Raw genomic sequence first — 18,731 nt, 5'->3', positions numbered from 1 at the left:
ATGCGCAGGTATGCGCCGCTGGCTTGGTCACGGAAGCCAACGCTGGGATCGCTGAAATTCACGGCCGCTTCCGCGTGACCGGGAAGGTTAGCGACGACCAGTGCCGCCAGGCCGATGACGGCGAGGCCAGCCAAGCCGAAACGAGTGCGTTTTCTCATGATTGTCCTCACGGTTTGCAGTTGTAGGGGGTGCCGTTGGCACGGCCGTTGAGCAGAAGCACCAACTCGTCCTCCGCACTGATCGACGCATTGGTCTGGCAGTCATCGACAAGGGTCTGGCCCATGGCAAATCTGATGTTCAGGTGCTGCTCGGGGGCATCGAACACGGCCTGACCCAGGGCGATGGATTCACTGGGCGGAAACAAGGGATCCCAGGTGTAGCGGTGCAGTTGAACGAATTCCCAGTTCTGTGCGCCGCGAGGTCCATTGAGAAATTTCTGGCCGCCCTCAGCTGACGTGTCGGTTGGTTCGTCTGTGCCGCGGAGCACAACATCGTCGCCCAGTGAGGTGTTGTCGCCGTAATTGAAGCAACCGAAGAGACCAAATACCGGGCAGATGGGAGTGACGATTCGAAGGTCACCGTAAGTGTTGAAGAAAGGGATAGGAGGTAAATGAGACGAGTGAGAATTGACCCAGTGAAACCATGCGCTGCCGTCCTGCAATTCCTGGCTGGCCGGACGGTTCAGTGGCAGGTGAATCAAATCGCTGAGGGCCACGATGCCCGAGCTCAGAGGCGGGACTGGGAAGAAACCGCAGAACGAGCAAGCAGCGACTTGCCCGATGTTGGCGAGGTAGGACCCCTGCTGAACACCATGGATGAAGGACACGCTATCGATCATCGTCTCCGCAACATGGTCGTTGACGGTTTGAGAGTAGGCCAGCATTCCGCGGATGATGCTGCCACCCATGCTGTATCCGACGAGAATCACGGGCTGGTTGCCACTGTCGTGGTATTCCTTCTGGATTTGTTCATCCAGTTTGATCGCATTGATCCCGATGTCACTGGATCCATCACAGTTGGGCGTCCCCGTTGCATCGCTGATGGATATTGGCATGCCCTGCGCACTCGCCGCCTTCGTGAGCACGTCAGCGGGCAGCCCATCGCGACAATCGGGTACCCCAAGGACCGGACTTGCTGGCGCAAGGTCCTCGTAGTAAACAAATCCGACGTACTTCTTGTTCGTAACACGGTCGAACATCGACTTGAAATCCGTCGTTGTAATTCCTGTGGACTCTTCGTTGATGCCGTGCACGTAGATCAGGGTGTGTTGTACGGTGTTGCCTTTCAGCGGGCCTGTGCGTGCGGTCAGTTGTGCGTACTGCAGGGGGCCTTCAAGCGAGAAGTAGGCGGTGGCTCCTGGCTGAAGAGCGGGGGTGAAATCAGCCTCGACCGAGTCGGGCAGGGTCGGACTGGTCACCAGCGAAGTACCGGGACCTTCATAACCAGTGGGTCCGTAGCTGCAGCCGCCATACGCGCAGAGTCCGTCGCCATCGAATCTCGCCAGGCCAGAGCCTGGTCCCGTGACCGTTACAGCGGCCACTGGCACGGTTGAGTTGTTCACGATGCCCACCAACGTGTCGTCCGCGCCATCGTATGTCCCCACAGAGGTATCTGCGGCGACCGAGACCGAACCATCCTGGTTCACCTGCAACTCAATCCCGCAACTCGATGCATAGTTCACGGCTGGGCACTCAGTGAACGGTGGGCCCCCGGCCGCATGCGCGGCCGCCATAGGCACCATCATCGCGCCAACGATCAGAGCCGTCGCTGACATGTATGCAGGCAAAGACCAACGCATATTTCCCCCAGAAAGACGATGGTGCGGACGTGATCTTCAGACAGTGCTACCGCAGGCGAGAGCGACCATTCCGGTGGAATTCCGGTCCCCGGCTATTTTTTAGCAGGGAGGTCGGAATGCAAACCAGCCCCCAAACGGGCTGCTGATGCAGATCAACACTTCTCACCGATCTCCGGAAGAAGGAGGCATTTCCCGGTCGTTGTCCAAGATCCGTCCCAAATGGGTCCGCCCGCAAGCGGGACCGCCTACGGACACTCCCCCGCGACGACTGGGCTCCGCATCGCTCTTGGGCGGGAGGCGCCCGTAAGACCCGCCCGTTGAGGATTCGCGCTCAGGTGCCTCGAACGCGACAACGTTTCGACCGTTCCGGCCGTCTCGTATCCCTAGGGATATAAGACGTCTCACGACTCCCGTTTCTCGCCTTTGCAGATCGCCGGAATCTCGCGGCGCGGCGATTCTCGTAGCTACGTCGCATAACCTACTGGTTGGATGACGGTACTCACCGTTAGTTCTGAGACACCCCAGGAGCAGACTAACGAAGCTGATCGGCTACGCGCGCGTATCGACGCGCCAGCAATCCACCGACCGGCAACAGGCCGACATTCTGGATGCAGGTGTCCGGCGCGACGACCCCTACGTCGACCACGGCATCTCGGGCGCTCGAGCATCACGGCCACACTTCGACCTCGCGCTCGACAAGCTCCAAGACGGCAACACTCTTGTCATCACGACTCTGGACCGCCCGGGACGATCGACGCAGAACATGCTCGCCTTCGCCGAAGAGCGCCCCGGCCGCGGCGCCGGCCTCCGCGTACTGAACTTGGGCGGCGGCAACGTCGACACATCGACACCGATGGGGTCCATGCTGTTCACGATCATGGCGGTCGCTCGCGGATCATCACCGACAGCCAGGTCCGCAACGCCCGCCGACTCATAGAAGGTGGAGAGCCACCAGCTCAGGTCGCGCTCGACCTCGGAATGTCCCGAGCTACCTTCTACGGCCGAGTGCGCGCCTTGGGACTACTGCCAGATCAATCTGATGGCCAGATTCTGACACGCGACGCCGCCAAATTTAGCTGATCGCAGGGCGACAATGAATTACACCCAGCGGGACGTGCCACCTGGTGTAAGGCGAAACCGTAGGACGGGCCACATCCAGGCACGGTTCAGTCAGAGTAGTCTGCAAAGCTCGCCAACGCCCTATCGAAGCTGCAATAAGTACGCCATTCCGGAAAACGTCCGGGACGGATCACACTGAATGCTTCACCACACTGGCAAACGAAGCCCCAGAATGCCGCAGGGCTCTGCTCTTCGAACGAACGCCCACTGACCCGCCATTCGGTGGCCGAGACCTGTACAACTTTCAGATCCTCGAATCCGCCGGATTCCACACTGTGTTGCATAATGCGTCCTCCACGCTGAGTCCACTAATACGCTCTAAGTATCCGCCCAGCCGCCGCGAAACGCGAGCTATCGTCATGGCTCCCGAACCAATCCGAGCCCACGGGCCTCTGCATATTCCTCCGCCGCGAGACAATGACATCAGCGTCGTCCGATCTCACGTCCCCTGAACTGTCTTCCGGGATGGTGCCGGTCAAATCAGCCGAAGTACGGGCGCCGGCGTGATTCGCAAGCCGCTCGTCACGCCAGAGGACACTCAGCGCGTGCTGTTCACCGTTCTCGCCCGGTAGAACACTTCCGCCATCTCGGAAATCGGCGTGCAACTGTCCTTCGCGGCAGAATCTGCGTTCATCGCCGCGGCCCTTGCCTGCATACTCGTGACCCTGCCACTGAATCGCCGTCTTCGCGAAAGCGTCAGCCGGGACCTCGGACGATTGAGAAAGATGGGCAAGGTAATGCTGCGCGGCAAGCAACTAGAGCTCGATCACGACGAGCCGGTCGCTGCGGCCAAATACGCGGTGCTGATTTCGATAGTCATTCCCTTCCAACTCGCTTAGATCACGCTGCCCTATGTCGGCCTAAGAATCCAGCAGGCACAGTCCCTCGTGTCGGGAACCCGATCGGAGTTTTCGATCGGGCGCGAAGAAACGACGGCCAGACGAGGGTTCCGTTTCGGATGGGATCTGCGCCTGTGACCATTCCGGCGTAAAGTGCCACCGCTTTATGCCCGCGTGCGCATCAACGTATCCGCCCGCTCGTCGAGGAGGGTGTGCAGGCCGGTTCCTGCTACCAAAGCCATTGGGTCCAAGCTTCAGCTGTCGCTTCGGCTGGTTAGTTTCCGTTGAGGGTGTACCAGATGCCGTATGCGCCCGCGACGCACATGATTGCGGTGGCGGTCCAGCCCATGGTTGCGGCGAGCTTACCGTTTCGGTATTTACCCATGATGGTGGCGTCGCGGGAGATGAGCATCATCACGATCAGGAACGGGCCGGCGGCGATGCCGTTCACGATCGCGGAGAGCACCAGAAGTCCGATCGGGTCGGTAGAGACGATAGCGAGGATGGTGCCGGCGATGATACCAACGCCGAGGAGGGCGTAGAACAGGGGTGCTCTCCGGGGGGACCGGTCAAGACCCCAGTTCTTGTTCAAAAGCCCTGCCATCCCCGCAGCACCGGATGCGGCGAGCACGGGCACCGCGAGTACCCCAGATCCGATGAAACCCAGAGCGAAGAGGATACCGGCGTAATTGCCGGCAATTGGTTCGAGTGCTTGGGCTGCCTCGGCTGCGCTGGTGACGGGGGTGTTGTGTGCGCCGAGGGTGGCTGCGGAGGAGGCAATGATGGCGAACATGATCAGCACACTAAACGCCATCCCGGTGAACACGTCCACTCGTCCATTGCGTAGCCGTCGGACCGCTTCCGGCCTTGGCCTCTCGTCCAGGGCCGGCGCGTGATCGCCGCCACGTTTTTCGGCGCGGAGTTCCTCGATGCGTTGCGCGGACTGCCAGAAGAACATGTACGGGGAGATGGTGGTACCCAGGACCCCGACGATCAAACCGAAGTACGCCGGGGAGAACTGGACCTGCCCGCCGATGAGGCCACGGGCAACGTCGGCCCAATCTACGTTGGAAACGAAGAGAACACCGACGTAGACCAGAAGAACCATGCACAACCATTTGAAGATCCGGCCGATCATCGCGAAGGACCCCGCCGTCACTGCCACAACAATGGCGATACCGGCGATCGCGGACCACACAAACGCGGGTCCCGCGTGCAGCAAGTTCATGCCTTGACCGATCGCGTTCAGGTCCGCGGCCAGGTTCAGACAATTCGCAATGATCAGCAAGGCCAAAAGAATCCCGATCGCAACCCGGAATCCGCGGCTAAAGCGTCGACGGATCAGCGCGCCAAGGCTCTGCCCGGTGGCTAGGGCCATCCGGTCACAGATCTCCTGCACAGCCATCATCAACGGAAGCGTCAAAGGGACCGTCCACAACATGCTGTTGCCATACGTGGCGCCGGCCTGAGAATACGTCGCGATCCCTGACGGGTCATCATCGGCGGCACCCGTAACCAAACCCGGACCAAGGAGACCGAAAAAACGCGAAACCGGGTTTCTCTTTCCGTTTCCCTGACCGGTCCGTTCCGAGGCAATGTCCGCGCCCGGCGGGACACTTTCAGGCAATTCCTCGACCGTCATAGCGTTCCTCACGTCAGCGATTAAATCCGAGCAGCGCCGAGGTGGCCAAGGCATGCCATGGTTACAGTACCTTGCCGGTGAGTCCGGCCACCTTCGTCGGTGTGCATTTCGGAATGCAGACGCGCTGCGGCAGTGTCGCTGTCCGGTCAGCGGGACCGCGGAGGAGATGCAATCGACTGACGGCCCCGATGATTGCGGCCAAGACAACCGTGGCCAAAGCCTGGAGCGCGACGATGCGTTCCGCGAAGTGAGATGTGGTTTACTCGGCTTATGTCGGATCCGGGCAAGCGGGAGCCTCTAGAGTCGCATTCTGATGAGCCTCATCGGGGTGGGGGCCTGTCGACCCGGCTGAACTGGTTGCGCGCGGGAGTGCTGGGGGCCAATGACGGTATCGTGTCAGTGGCGGCGATTGTGGTTGGGGTAGCTGGTGCAACCCACGTGGTGGGACCTATTCTGACTGCTGGAGTTGCGGCGCTCATGGGCGGCGCGGTTTCAATGGCTTTGGGCGAATATGTGTCTGTGAGCAGCCAGCGTGACAGTGAACGGGCGTTGATTGCGACGGAGAAACGCGAACTCGCTGAAACGCCGGAGCAAGAACTGGAAGAACTCGCAGGCATGCACCAAGCGCGGGGCTTGTCCCCTGAAACTGCGCGACAAGTGGCGGGAGAGTTGACCGAACATGATGCCTTGGCGGCGCATCTCGCGATTGAGCTAAACATCGACGAGAACGATGTTGCAAGCCCGTGGAACGCCGCATTGGCGTCGGCTGTCTCGTTCATTTGTGGTGGGATCATTCCCCTGGCAGCGATCTTGCTCCCACCTGACGCATGGAGGGTGCCGGTCACATTCCTGGCCGTGCTCCTCGTTCTCGCCATTTCAGGGGCACTTGCAGGTCATCTGGGAGGCAGCTCACGAGGACGGGCCACGTTCAGGATGGTCCTAGGCGGCGCGCTGGCACTGCTGTCCACGTTCGCAATCGGCTTGCTCTTGGGCTCCTCGGGTACCACATAGCCGCCCACCCCTCATACGTCGCCGCGCTCAGACATGGCAAGGACCGGACCCACCAAACACCCTCCCACGGACGACGCGGAACTCTCGCCGCACAACCTCATCCGTGACCGCGGTGAGGACGGGACTCACGACATTTCCGTTGCACATCCCGGACAACAAAATTGCGTGGCTCAAAATCGGAGATGCTTTCCACTGTTTCGGAACGAGCAAGGGATACCGGGCTACGATTCTCGTCATGGACGCAAGAGCGGGACGGTTCACGAAGAAAGCCTGGTTCGGGCCCAAGAAATACGTGGGTTGGGGATGGCGGATACTCAGCTGGAAAGGAGCCGTCGCGTCTGCAGCCTTCGTGGCCCTGATTGTAGTCTCCGGGATTGCATTCAGAGGCTCTGTGGCAGGGGTGCTCATCGTCGTTGGGTTGATCGGCGCATTCTTGGTAGTCGCTTGGCTGACCGGCACTCCGCCGGGCGGCCCATCATCTGATCAGTCCTCGACGCCCGCGCCACCCACCAACGGATAAGCCATAGCCCCCTGGTGGGACGGCTCAACGATGAGGCGGTTGCGGTTCTGTCCGCCGACGGGGCGCCAGTACCGACATGGAGCCAGGAACCTTCTTCGCCAAGTACATAGCGGTGTCGGCGTCACCAAGCAATACCGCTGGCTCTGTTGTGGCAGACTCCGTCACGGCGAATCCAATGCTCACGTGCACAGGCATGAACCAGCCCTGGACGTCCCATGGCTTGGTGGTCGCGGCCACGACCCGAGCCACCAACTGTTCGGCATCACCGACGCCACCGAAGTTCTCGCAGAGGATCACGAACTCATCCCCACCAAAGCGCGCCACCGTATCGGTGGGGCGCAACACGCTGGACAGTCTCCTCCCCAGCTCAATAAGGACCTCGTCGCCCCCACCGTGCCCGAGAGTGTCGTTGATGATCTTGAAGTCGTCGATGTCGAGGTACATCACGCAGACCATTCCGCCGTTGCGCTCAAGTCTGACAAACGTGCGCGTTTCCACGCTGCGTTTTCCCCGCCCGCCGGGACGTCTGACTACCCCTACGACCGTGTCCCGGTGAACATCTAACCCGGCACAATAGTAAACGACCTCATCCATCGCCACCCTCCATTAAGCACCACCATCACAGGTGTTTGCCGGAGGAGGGTCGTCAGTCAAGGACTCTGAAGTTCGCGCTCAAGGCAGCACGACCGGGTGCCCACAACCCTCCACGCCACACTGTTTTCCGAGCTCACGGGCACCAAGGCCCATCGACGTCCAGCCCGGCAAACACGCCACCAGAATCCATCCCGAAGACGGTCAATACAAGAGGTGACCACCTCCCGATTCTCATCCGCCCAGGTGCGGCCGCGCAGCAGCCCCATGCTTACTATTTTCGATCGGCGTTAACAATCGAGCGTGTTCGTGCATCCGAGTGTACAAAACGGCAGGCCGACGCCGGCGCGTCGACCTGGTTCTCGTCGATCAATTCCTGCCCGTAACGATAAGAGTCATGTGGGAAGATGGCACAAAAAAACGAAGCGGAGCAAATGTGAGCACTGGAATTGTGGTCATTGACATTCAGAACGACTACTTCCCCGGAGGCGCATATCCCCTCACCGGGAGTGAGTCCGCCGCGGTCATCGCCCGGGGCGTCCTCGACACGGCCCGTGCCATCGGAACCCCCGTCATGCACTTCCAGCACCTTGCCACCGAACCGGATGCGACGTTCTTCGTCCCCGGGACCGCGGGCGCCGAGATCTACCCGCTCGTAGCGCCGGTAGCGACCGAACACCACTTGACCAAGGGCTCCCCGAACGCCTTCATCGGCACCGGACTCGAACAGCTGCTCCGGGACGAGGACATCGAACACCTCGTCATCATGGGCATGATGAGCAGCATGTGCATCGACGCGACCGCCCGGGCTGCCCTCGACCTCGGGTTAGTCGTTACGGTCGTGCACGACGCCTGCGCCGCACCCGACTTCGAGTTCCAGGGCACCGAGGTTCCGGGGGCATCCGTCCAGGCCGCCTTCATGGCCGCGCTCCGCGATGCGGGTGCCGAGGTGCTCGCCGCCGCCGACCTCCACCTCGCTCCGCTCTCGGCTCACTAGCGGCATCGGCCCGGCCGGGTCGACAATGCGACGCTACTCCGAGGCAAGCCCATTGCACGCGAGGTACAACTAGCAGGCGGATCTTGCGAGCGTATATCTTGAACGACCTGGGCCATCCGCCGAACCGATCGTTTTACTTGGTGGCGCCCTGCGTGAAGCCGTTGTAGATGAATCGTTGCAGCACCAGGAAGACGATGACCGTGGGGATGATGACGAGCATTGTGCCCGCGGAGATGACTTCCCATTGGGCGCCGAAGGGCCCTTTGAACCGGAAGAGTGAGGTTGAGATGACACCCAGTTGTTGCGAGGGCATGTAGAGGAACGGGATGTAGAACTCGTTGTAGATCGCGATGCCCTTAATGATGACGACAGTGGCGATCGCGGGCTTGAGGAGCGGAAGGATGATCCGCCAGTAGATTACGAAACGGTTTGCGCCGTCTAGCATCGCGGCTTCGTCGAGTTCGCGGGGAATGGATTGCATGAATTGAACAAAAATGTAGATGGAGATGATGTCGGTCCCGAGGAAGAGCGCGATCGCCGCCCAATAGGTATTGAAAAGTCCAAGGTTATTGACCACCTGGAACGTTGCCACCTGGGTTGTCACTGCGGGAACGAGCGTCGCTAGCAGGAACATCATCAGGACGACCTTCTTGAATCGGAAGTCGAACCTATCGATTGCATACGCGGTCATGGTGCCGATGACGAGGGTTCCCAGCACGGAGATCACCAGGATGAAACCCGTGTTCGCGAAGCCTTGGAGCATGTGCCCCTTGTCTAGCGCAGTGGCGAAGTTGGCGAAGTTGAACCAGTTTTGGGGCAGGTCGGCCGGCCCCGAGTTTAGGTACTCGTTCTTCGTTTTGAACGCGGTCATGAACACGACACCTAGCGGCAGCAGGGTGACGATTGCAGCGACGACGAGGGTGAGGTACTTCAGTGTCGTCATGACTGCCGCCCGAAGGCGGTGGTTGGGGAGCACCGGAGTAGCGCCGTGCTTCTGCGCTACTGGCGTGGTTTTCAGTTCGGTCATGAGATGTTTACCTCATCGTCTGGTACCAGCTTGCGCTGGACGTAGGTGACTATCAGCACAATCAGGAGCAGGATGACTGCCATCGCCGACGCAAGCCCGACGTGCCGGAAGGTGAAGGCTTGCTGAATGGTCGTGATCACGAAGGTCGCGGTGCCGTTGGCACCGCCCGTCATGATGAACGGGATCTCGAAGACTGCGAGGCTTCCCGAAATGGCGAGGATGAATGACAGGCTGATGATGCGCTTGATCCCCGGCATGATGATGAATCGGAACTGCTGCCATTTGTTGGCGCCGTCGAGGTCAGCCGCCTCATACAGTTGCGCGGGAATCGACTGGATCGCTCCCAGGAAGAGAACGAAGTTCAGTCCCGTGTACCGCCAGACGGATGTCCCCGCGAGCGAGAAGTTCGCGACGTCGGGGTTGCCGAGCCACTGGGTGGTCAGCTGCGCCAATCCGAAGTTTTTCAGGATTAGGTCGAGCGTTCCGCCGGGCTGGAAAAAATACAAGAAGACGAGGCCGATTGCGACTCCGTTGATCAGGTAGGGAAAGAACAGCACTCCTTTGAAGAAGTTCCGGAATCGCGTCTTGAAGCTGAGGATTGTCGCGAAGTAGAGGGCAAGGCCCATCTGCAGGATAGAAGCGCCGACATAGAACAGGCTGACGTAGAAGACGTTGAAGATGGTCGGATCACTGAAAATTTGACCGTAGTTGTCGAGTCCGACCACCTGCTGGACCTTTGAGATGCCATTCCACGAGGTGAAGCTGTACCAGATCATGTTCCCGACGGGGATGTAGGTGAACGTGATCAACAGCCCGAGTGGTGCGAGCAGGAAAAGCCACGGTGTGACCCATTTCGGTCGCTGGCGCCAAGGGGCATTCCTGCCGACGCCCGCGGCCGGGATGGTCGCCGCTAAGGGGGGAACACCCCCGGTAGTGCCGGCTAAGCCGGTCAATTGAGACATTGTTGTCTGCTTTCCGGAGGTGTTGCCCCCTGCGGTGCGATCGTGCGATGAGGGAGTGTTACTTGCCGGCCTTGGCCTTGGCGGCCGCCCACCGCTGGTTGAGCTCGTCGAAGTACGAGTTCATGTCGCCCTTCGCTGCCCCGCGGGCAATGTCTACGAGCTTCTGGCGATAGACCTGACCGAAGAGGTCGATGTTCGCGCCGTTGTAGATGTCGGAATCGACCGTGGCTTGGTCCGTCGGTGCCGGCGTCAATTCGAGGTATTGCACATCAGCCTTCGTGAAGTCCGCCAGTGTTGACGGGTTCTCGCTGCCGACCTTCGGAGTGATTGCACCCTGGCTGGCGGCAAATCCGGAATCGTTGGTGAACCAGTCGATCCAGGCCCGCGCGGCGGCCTTGTGCGTGGAATTGATGTTGATGGCGTTCTTGAAGTCCCCCGCGATGACAGAGTGGAACTTACCGTCGACCTGGTGCGGGAACGGCATGTAGCCGATGTCCGCAGGATCGGCTCCGGCATCCTTTGCGGCCTTCTGGAACTGGACGATGGCCCAGGACCCGAGTGCCATCGTGCCAACCTTTCCGGTTGCCAGCAGACCTTTCGAGCCTTCCCAGCTTGTGGTTAGCGGGTCCGGTTCGGTGAGCTTGTTACTCACCGCATTGAAGAGCAGGGAATCAATGAGGTACTGGTCGCTCCCTGCGGACCAGGGTGCGTCCGACTTGTCCATCGTCTGTACGATTTCCTTATCGCCCGACGTGCCGCGGAACCCCTGCCACTGGCCGAGCGGCCAGCCGTCTTTATAGTTCGTGTAGAGCGGAATCGCTGCACCCTTGGCCTGGATAGCCTTGAGGTCGGTGATGAACTCTTCGGGAGTCTTGGGGTTGGTCGTGACTCCGGCATCCGCCCAGGTCTTCTTGTTGTACACGAAACCGTTGGCCCCACCGAAGGTGGGCAGACCGTACACAGTCCCGTCGAACGCCTGCTCGGCGACAAAGCGATAGTCCTTCGCCATGTCGGTGACCTTGCCGAGAGGTTCGAAGAAGTTCGCGAGCTGATCCTTGGTGACCGACGCCGGGATACCGAGGACGTCGCCATAGTCCTTCGTTCCAAGCCGGGTGGTCACTTCGCTCTCGTAGTCAGTGATGGCCTCGAAGGTCACCTTGACGTCGGGGTACTTCTTCTCGAATGTGGCCTTGTAGTCCGCGAACACGGTATCGACAAGGTCGGTACGATTCGTCAGGACCGTGATATCGCCGGTCGGATTGCCCGAGGAATCCGTTGCCGTGGTGCCGCCGGAACTACAACCGGCGAGCATCATCGCGGCTACGACTACGCCCGCAACGCCTGTGATGTGCTTCATTGCCATCTCTGGATCTCCAATGTTGGTGCGTCAATGGACGAGCGTGACCGGTGAACGCTGTCGTCAGCTTCATCCAACCAACCGCGCTCTCGGCGCGAACGGATTAGTCCCGGCCTGACGCGATCAGTGAGCACAGCATATCAGCGTTGACACAAGAGTCAATGTAATTTTCGGAGCCAGAGGCGGGAACGTTACAACGTGTTTAAACCGCCGCTGGCATACCGCTCGATCCCGGCACCCTCCAATAAATTTGACAACCCAGGTCGGTTTAAATTTATCGCTTGATCAGCAATTTGCAGTTTTCAGTATTGAGCTAAATTTGCGCGCTTGGAGTGCACTGTCGGATTACGCAACCGCGCAAGTGCATACTGGTCTGCCATTTTTCAATGAAAAACACCCCGCGGAATTGGCGCTCCTTGGTCTGTCGCGGGAAAATTTGTCAGCGCTGACATGAAGCACTGGCGCCGTGCTACGGTTGCGTCATGATCGAGCCGGAGTCGTCATCAGTCGCGCGTGCGCCGTCGGTGCCCCTGAGGCACGATCCCGGCTCCGTGTTGCGGGATCTTGCCGCCCTCCCCCAGTCGCGAGCGACACTCGCCGATGTGGGTCGCCTCGCCGGCGTGAGCGCAAAGACCGTTTCACGCGTCGTGACGGACAGTGGCAGTGTCTCCGTCGCGACCAGGGACCGGGTCCTCTCCGCCGCGCAAACACTCCGATTCCGCCCCAACCATCTGGCCAGAAGCTTGCGTCACGGAAGCGTCACGGATACCGTCGCCTTCGTCATCGGCGATCTCGCGAACCCCTTTTATGTCAAGGTCGCTGCGGGTGTCGAGGAGGAGCTTGCACAGCACGAGCTCATGATGATCTTGGCGGCCACTCACGACGACCCCCAGAGCGAGCGGAAGGTTGTCGAGAATCTGCTCAAGCACCGAGTTCGCGGGCTTCTGATGGTGCCGATCGCCGATGATCAGGCCTACCTCGAAAACGAACGCCAGCTCGGCACGCCGGTTGTCTGTATCGACCGTCCCGCCCGCAACCTCATCGCCGATGCCGTGGTCCTAGACAACTTCCGGGGCACAGTGGATGCCACGCGAAGTCTGCTGCAGGCAGGTCACCGACGGATCGGATTCGTGTGCAGTCCCGCCGAGCTCTACACCCACCAGGAACGCCTGCGCGGTTTTCGCTCGGCAATGAGAGAAGGCGGCGTCTCCGACTCCGTCCACTGGGAGCGCCTTGAACCCGTCACGGGACGAAGCGAAGAGGAATCGGTGCGGGAACTGCTCGCACTGCCAGACCCGCCAACGGCCATCATCGCGGGGAACAACCGGGCGAGCGCTGGCGTGATTCGGGAGCTAGGACGACGGTTCCAAGAGTTCGCGTTCATCGGCTTCGACGACTTCGATCTCGCTGATGCCTGGGGCATCAGCGTCGTGACCTACGACCCGGCAGAGCTTGGCCGCCAAGCCGTGAGGCTCATGATGCAGCGGCTCCAGGATCGACTCGGGCCCCCGGTGCGGGTCGATATCTCCACACACGTCGTCCACCGCGGGTCGGGGGAGTATCCGCCCCGGGCCGCCGCGCACGTTCCGCACCTGTAAGAGAACCACCTGTACGAGCAATAGGGAGAGACACTGTGCACCGCACACCGCTAAACGACAATTGGACCCTGAACCTGATGGCTGGCCCTGTCCCCGAAGGTCTTCCGCGGGACATTCCGGCGACCGTTCCAGGGACCGTGCACACTGACCTGCTAGCGCGGGGCTTGATCCCGGACCCGTATCTCAACACCAACGAGAACGCGGTGAAGTGGATCGGAGAAACCGACGTACGCTACCAAACCTCGTTCGCCTTCACCGACGAGGGCCACGAACGCGTCGACCTCGTTGCCGAGGGCCTGGACACGGTTGCAACCGTAACGTTCAACGGCGCGCTCGTTGGAGAGACCAAGAACCAGCATCGGTCCTATCGCTTCGACGTGCGTTCATTGATCCGCGCGAGCAGCAACGAACTGACGGTCGATCTCGCTTCACCCCTCCGCTCTGCGCGCGAATCGGAGCTACGGATCGGTGCCAAACCGCTGGTCGCCGATGCGCTGCCCTATAACGCCCTGCGCAAGATGGCGTGCAACTTCGGCTGGGACTGGGGGCCCACACTCACGACCTCAGGGATCTGGCGGCCCATCTACCTGCACCAATGGTCCGTCGCCCGACTGGCACAGGTCATTCCTCGAGTCAGCGTGGATTCCGACGGTGGCGGTCTCGTCGAAGTCCACGTCGAGCTCGAACGTACCGACCTCGAATCTGCTGCGCATACCGAGCTGCTCCTCGAGGCCATTCTCACGGCCCCCGACGGAACCGCGGTGCACACGAGCGGGACAGTTGAACGGTCCTCCTCCGTCCTCAGCCTCAAGATTGATAATGCGGAACTATGGTGGCCGAGGGGCTACGGCGACCAACCGCTCTACCACCTGGACGTGCGAGTGTCCCGGGACGCCGAGGAACTCGACACCTGGACGCACGATGTCGGGTTCCGCACGGTCGAGGTGCGGATGAATCCCGACGAGTTCGGCACCGGTTTCGAATTCCACGTCAACGGGCAATTCGTCTACATCAAGGGCGCGAACTGGATCCCTGACGATTGTTTCCTGCCCCGCGTGACCCGGGACGACTATGAACGCGGGGTTCGCGACGCCGTCGAGGCCAATATGAACATGCTCCGCATCTGGGGTGGCGGTATCTACGAGAGCAACGACCTTTACGACATCTGCAACCGGGAGGGGATTCTGTTGTGGCAGGACTTCCTGTTTGCTTGCGCGATCTACTCGGAGGCCCCGGAGATGTGGGCCGAAGTCGAAGCGGAGGCTCGTGAGAATGTCGCCCGTCTTGCCCCAAACCCCTCCCTTGTCTTCTGGAACGGCAGCAACGAAAACATCGAGGGTTACTTCCACTGGGGTTTCAAGGAGCGGATGCAGGAGGGCGAGACCTGGGGACGCGGCTACTACGACGACCTACTCCCGAGTATTTTGGCCGAACTCGACCCCGGGCGTGGCTACCTCCCGTCGACTCCATTCTCCCCCGCCGATTACGCCGATCCTCGCGATCCAAACCACGGCCCTGTGCACAGCTGGAAGGTCTGGTTCAGCGAGGACTACCTGACCTACCGCAACTCGGTGCCGCGTTTCGTCGCCGAATTTGGTTTCCAAGGTCCCGCCGACTACTCAACCCTCACGAGCGCCATTGACGACGACCCTATGCTGCCGGATTCCCCCGGCATGGCCGCCCACCAGAAGGCGGTCGACGGCAATGGCAAGCTCGACCGCGGCTATGCACTGCACCTGCCTGCACCCACGACCTTCGACGACTGGCACTTCGCGACCCAGCTGAACCAGGCCCGCGCAATCTCCTGCGGCGTCAAGCACTTCCGTTCGCATTCCCCGCGCACTTCCGGCTCGCTGGTCTGGCAACTCAACGATTGCTGGCCCGCTATCAGCTGGGCGGCCGTCGACAAGGCTGGCAGACGCAAGCCGCTGTGGTACGCACTGCGGGCACTCAACGCGCCCCGCCTGCTCCTAGTCCAGCCCCGAGGCGCCGGCCTCGCCCTCATCGTGAGCAACGACAGTCCCCATGCTTGGACGGGTACCGTCGCCGTCCGGCGCCTGAGCCTCACCGGAACAGAGCTCGCCGCCGAGCACCTTCGGTTCAACGTGGCTTCACGTACCAACCAGACCATCCTCCTCTCCGAGTCCCTGACGGTGCCTGCAGACGCACGGAACGAGCTCATTGTCGCCGAGGCGGATGCTTCCGCCCGTGCATTCTCCTACTTCGTCGAAGACGTCGAGTTGAGCCTGCCCCAGGCGGAGTTCAGCACCACGGTCGAGCGTGAGGACGTCGGATATTCCCTCACCGTCACCGCCAACAATTTCGTGAAGGACATCGTGCTAAATCCGGATCGCCTCGACCCGATGGCCACGGTGGACGAGATGCTCGTGACCCTGCTACCCGGCGAGAGTCACCGATTCCTCGTCCTCAGCGGCGAAGAACTGCCCGTCGATGATCTCACCACCCGACCGGTTCTCCAGAGCGCGAACAACCTCCGGCACCCCGCCGCCCTCACCCAGAAAGGGACCGTATGAAGATTCAGGCTCATCACAGTGAAGCGGATGGCGTGGTCATTGTCACATCAACCGGGCGGCTGAAAGTGCAGCGCCTCGGTGAGCAAGTAATGCGGGTCGTCTTCACGGGTCGACCGGTCTTCGGCTCCGATGAGAGCCTCATGGTGGTCGGCGGTAACGAGCGATCGGCTCCGGACGTCGCCGATTCCGCCGATCAGCTGGTGCTCTCCATTCCCCGGCTGCGGCTCGTCATCGACAAACAGTTCGGCGCGTTCACCTGGACCGACGAGACCGGGCGACTCCTGTTCCGTGAGCCGCACGATCGCGCGGACACGAAAGTGCTTGAGGAGATCGACGTCCTGCGTTCCGTCTTCTCCGAAGACACCGTGATCACCACCGCACTCGGCGCCGACGGCGAGAAGTCCGTCGTGGGCCAGACGAAGCAACTGGTCGACCGCCAGGCGTACTCGACGAAGCTCCGACTTGAGTTCAGCGACGGCGAGGCCCTCTACGGGCTCGGCCAGCATGACGAGGGCGTCTTCAACTATCGCGGTCACCACGAGGACCTGTACCAGCAGAACATGAAGATCGTGGCGCCCGTGCTCGTCTCGACGCGGGGCTACGCCATCATGTGGGACAGCCAGGCTCTCGCCTCTTTCCACGATGACCAGGCCGGGAGCTACTTCTGGACTGAAGTCGATGACGAGATGGACTTTTACGTCATTGCAGGCCCCGAACTGGATGACATCGTCCACCACATCCGCACCCTGACCGGAGGGGCTCCGATGCTTCCTCGCTGGTCCCTTGGCTACATCCAGTCCAAGGACCGGTACGAGAACGCCGACGAGCTCCTCGACATCGTCCGCGAGTACCGGCGGCGGGATATCCCCCTCGACTGCATCGTGCAGGACTGGAAGCACTGGCCGGAGGGACTCTGGGGACAGAAGTCGCTGGACCCTGACCGGTACCCCGACCCGACACGGCTGATCGAAGAGCTGCACGATCTCGGCGCGAAGCTGATGGTCTCCATCTGGCCGAACATGCAAAACGACGGACCCAACCAGGCCGAGTTCCGTGCCCACGGGGAGCTCCTCGGCGACGGCTCCACCTACGATGCGTTCGACGCGGATGCCAGGGCCCGGTATTGGAAGCAGGTGAACGAGGGCTACTTCAGCCACGGCGTCGACGCGTTCTGGGCAGACTGCACCGAACCGTTCGAGGGCGACTGGAAGGGGATCGTTAAACCGGAGCCCTGGCAGCGCCTGCTCATCAATGCCGGCGAGCTGAAGAAGTACCTCGACCCGGAGCACATCAACGCCTATTCACTCCTGCACTCCGAAGGACTCTACGAGGGCCAGCGAGCCGCCGGCAACGACAAACGTGTGTTCTTGCTCACACGCTCGGGCTTCGTCGGCCAGCAACGCTACAGCGCGGTCACCTGGTCCGGCGACACCTCGGCGACTTGGTTAGCCTTGCGACGGCAGATCTCCGCCGGGCTCAACCTGTGCGTCACAGGCACCCCATACTGGACATTCGATATAGGCGCTTACTTCGTCACCCCGGGCCCGCTGTGGTTCTGGGAGGGTGACTTCGCGGAGGGCAGCGCCGACCTAGGCTACCGGGAACTCTACGTCCGGTGGCTGCAGATGGGCACCTTCCTGCCCATCTTCCGCTCCCACGGCCGGGACACGCCCCGCGAACCGTGGCGGTTCGGTGACGTGGGAGACGCCAGCTACGACACCATCTGCGCCTTCATCCGCTTGCGCTATCGACTACTCCCCTACCTGTACTCGCTCAGCGGCTGGACAACCCAGCGCGACTACACCCCGATGCGTTCGCTCGTCTTCGACTTCCGCCACGACCCGCGGGTGTACGACGTCGACGATGAGTTCATGCTCGGCCCGTCGCTCCTGATCTGCCCCATCACTGAGCCGATGTATTTCGGCCCTGATTCGGAGCCCGTACAGGGACGCCCCACCACCCGGTCGGTCTATCTCCCGTCCGGCTGCAACTGGTACGACTTCTGGACCTCCGAGCGCTTCGAGGGCGGCCAGACCATCGAAGTCGCCGCGTCACTGGAGACGATCCCCGTCTTCGTGCGGGCCGGCAGCCTACTGCCCCTTGGACCCGCGGTCCAGCACACCGGCGAGGATGTCTTCGGCCCCCTGGAGGTGCGGATCTACCCCGGCGCCGACGTAACCTTCGATCTCTACGAGGATGCCGGTGATGGCTACGGCTACGAGAACGGCGAGTTCAGCACCATGACTCTGCGATGGTCGGAATTGGAGCGGACGCTCATCGTCGACGCCAGAACCGGCAGCTTCCCCGGCATGCCCGCCACCCGCGCGATCATCCCCATCTTCATCGGCGAACCGACCAACAACGCGCCAACATCGACGGACATCGCCCTCCAGATCGCCTATGTCGGCCAGGAGCTACGCACGATCCTGCGCTGAAAGACCGGCACGCGCGCCCCCGCGGGCGCGCGTGCCTTCAGTATGACAACAATGTAAGGCAAACCGCAATCAATGACTACGCTGTCATTTTGTAGAAAGCCCATGAAAGACCGTAAAAAACTCTCACAATGTTCTATGAGACAAAACAAGTGTCAACCTTGACATGTAGGATTCGGTGGCCTCAAATAGGAGGTAGCCGCAACGAGGCGGCTCCAAGGAGGTCCACCCCGGGCCGCGACGTGAGCCAAGTCACCTCGGTCCGCGACGTGGTCCTCTTTGTCAATGCCGGCACCACCGTGAT

Annotated in this window: 12 protein-coding genes and 1 pseudogene; 7 read left to right on the top strand and 6 right to left on the bottom strand. The window is 61.1% G+C overall.

Translation table 11 applies throughout. From position 1 onward, the window contains the following. Nucleotides 1-166: 166 nt before the first annotated feature. Entirely contained in the window at nt 167-1,681 is a 1,515-nt protein-coding gene (locus QN350_RS09800; protein WP_323516295.1) for a hypothetical protein, read from the bottom strand. Nucleotides 1,682-2,309: 628 nt separating this feature from the next. On the opposite strand from QN350_RS09800, the pseudogene QN350_RS09795 reads away from it, so the two are divergent. Both QN350_RS09795 and QN350_RS09790 read left to right on the top strand, forming a co-directional pair. After that, nucleotides 2,310-2,878 (top strand): annotated as a pseudogene (locus QN350_RS09795) (recombinase family protein). A gap of 638 nt (nt 2,879-3,516) precedes the next feature. After that, complete coding sequence (locus QN350_RS09790) at nt 3,517-3,756, top strand: hypothetical protein (protein WP_323516293.1); 240 nt, start codon at nt 3,517-3,519, stop codon at nt 3,754-3,756. Between the two features lie 274 nt (nt 3,757-4,030). Here the strand turns inward: QN350_RS09790 and QN350_RS09785 are convergent, their stop codons facing one another. Beyond that, entirely contained in the window at nt 4,031-5,398 is a 1,368-nt protein-coding gene (locus tag QN350_RS09785) for an Nramp family divalent metal transporter (protein ID WP_323516290.1), read from the bottom strand. Nucleotides 5,399-5,668: 270 nt separating this feature from the next. Here QN350_RS09785 and QN350_RS09780 point away from each other — a divergent pair, with 270 nt between their 5' ends. Beyond that, nucleotides 5,669-6,409: a VIT family protein gene (locus tag QN350_RS09780; protein ID WP_323516287.1), complete on the top strand. Its 741-nt coding sequence runs from the start codon at nt 5,669-5,671 to the stop codon at nt 6,407-6,409. A 544-nt stretch (nt 6,410-6,953) separates the two neighbouring features. Here QN350_RS09780 and QN350_RS09775 read toward each other — a convergent pair. After that, nucleotides 6,954-7,427 carry a GGDEF domain-containing protein gene (locus tag QN350_RS09775; RefSeq protein ID WP_323516284.1) on the bottom strand — a complete coding sequence of 158 codons (474 nt, stop codon included), beginning with the start codon at nt 7,425-7,427 and terminating at the stop codon, nt 6,954-6,956. A 529-nt stretch (nt 7,428-7,956) separates the two neighbouring features. On the opposite strand from QN350_RS09775, the gene QN350_RS09770 reads away from it, so the two are divergent. Further along, nucleotides 7,957-8,517: a cysteine hydrolase family protein gene (locus QN350_RS09770; protein WP_323516282.1), complete on the top strand. Its 561-nt coding sequence runs from the start codon at nt 7,957-7,959 to the stop codon at nt 8,515-8,517. Nucleotides 8,518-8,650: 133 nt separating this feature from the next. Here QN350_RS09770 and QN350_RS09765 read toward each other — a convergent pair whose 3' ends face one another. The 3 genes from QN350_RS09765 to QN350_RS09755 all read right to left on the bottom strand — a co-directional run bounded on the left by QN350_RS09765 (nt 8,651) and on the right by QN350_RS09755 (nt 11,863). Then, complete coding sequence (locus tag QN350_RS09765) at nt 8,651-9,544, bottom strand: carbohydrate ABC transporter permease (RefSeq protein WP_322136715.1); 894 nt, start codon at nt 9,542-9,544, stop codon at nt 8,651-8,653. After that, nucleotides 9,541-10,353 carry a sugar ABC transporter permease gene (locus QN350_RS09760; RefSeq protein WP_323516279.1) on the bottom strand — a complete coding sequence of 271 codons (813 nt, stop codon included), beginning with the start codon at nt 10,351-10,353 and terminating at the stop codon, nt 9,541-9,543. Before QN350_RS09760 ends, QN350_RS09765 begins: the two co-directional genes overlap by 4 nt. A gap of 211 nt (nt 10,354-10,564) precedes the next feature. Next, the gene (locus QN350_RS09755; RefSeq protein WP_323516276.1) at nt 10,565-11,863 is read right to left on the bottom strand and encodes an ABC transporter substrate-binding protein; all 1,299 of its coding nucleotides are present in this window, start codon (nt 11,861-11,863) and stop codon (nt 10,565-10,567) included. A gap of 482 nt (nt 11,864-12,345) precedes the next feature. Between QN350_RS09755 and QN350_RS09750 the strand changes: the two genes are divergently transcribed. The 3 genes from QN350_RS09750 (at nt 12,346) to QN350_RS09740 (ending at nt 18,430) form a co-directional block, all read left to right on the top strand. After that, nucleotides 12,346-13,461, top strand: coding sequence for a LacI family DNA-binding transcriptional regulator (locus tag QN350_RS09750; RefSeq protein WP_323516274.1), 1,116 nt, complete (start codon nt 12,346-12,348; stop codon nt 13,459-13,461). Between the two features lie 77 nt (nt 13,462-13,538). Further along, on the top strand, nt 13,539-15,995 hold the full coding sequence (locus QN350_RS09745; RefSeq protein ID WP_323516272.1) for a glycoside hydrolase family 2 protein: 2,457 nt from the start codon (nt 13,539-13,541) through the stop codon (nt 15,993-15,995). Nucleotides 15,996-16,027: 32 nt separating this feature from the next. Beyond that, the gene (locus QN350_RS09740) at nt 16,028-18,430 is read left to right on the top strand and encodes a TIM-barrel domain-containing protein (RefSeq protein WP_323516269.1); all 2,403 of its coding nucleotides are present in this window, start codon (nt 16,028-16,030) and stop codon (nt 18,428-18,430) included. The last annotated feature ends 301 nt before the right edge of the window (nt 18,431-18,731 follow it).

The sequence above is a fragment of the Cryobacterium sp. 10I5 genome (genome assembly GCF_035019865.1).
In the GTDB taxonomy this organism is placed as follows: Bacteria; Actinomycetota; Actinomycetes; order Actinomycetales; family Microbacteriaceae; genus Cryobacterium; species Cryobacterium breve_A.
This window is presented reverse-complemented; position numbering and strand designations above follow the sequence as displayed.

Excerpts from the sequence above, each read along its gene's own strand:
- QN350_RS09750 (WP_323516274.1), top strand. The coding sequence starts at position 12,346 with ATGATCGAGCCGGAGTCGTCATCAGTCGCGCGTGCGCCGTCGGTGCCC.
- QN350_RS09785 (WP_323516290.1), bottom strand. The coding sequence starts at position 5,398 with ATGACGGTCGAGGAATTGCCTGAAAGTGTCCCGCCGGGCGCGGACATT.
- QN350_RS09765 (WP_322136715.1), bottom strand. The coding sequence starts at position 9,544 with ATGACCGAACTGAAAACCACGCCAGTAGCGCAGAAGCACGGCGCTACT.
- QN350_RS09745 (WP_323516272.1), top strand. The coding sequence starts at position 13,539 with ATGGCTGGCCCTGTCCCCGAAGGTCTTCCGCGGGACATTCCGGCGACC.
- QN350_RS09780 (WP_323516287.1), top strand. The coding sequence starts at position 5,669 with ATGTCGGATCCGGGCAAGCGGGAGCCTCTAGAGTCGCATTCTGATGAG.
- QN350_RS09755 (WP_323516276.1), bottom strand. The coding sequence starts at position 11,863 with ATGAAGCACATCACAGGCGTTGCGGGCGTAGTCGTAGCCGCGATGATG.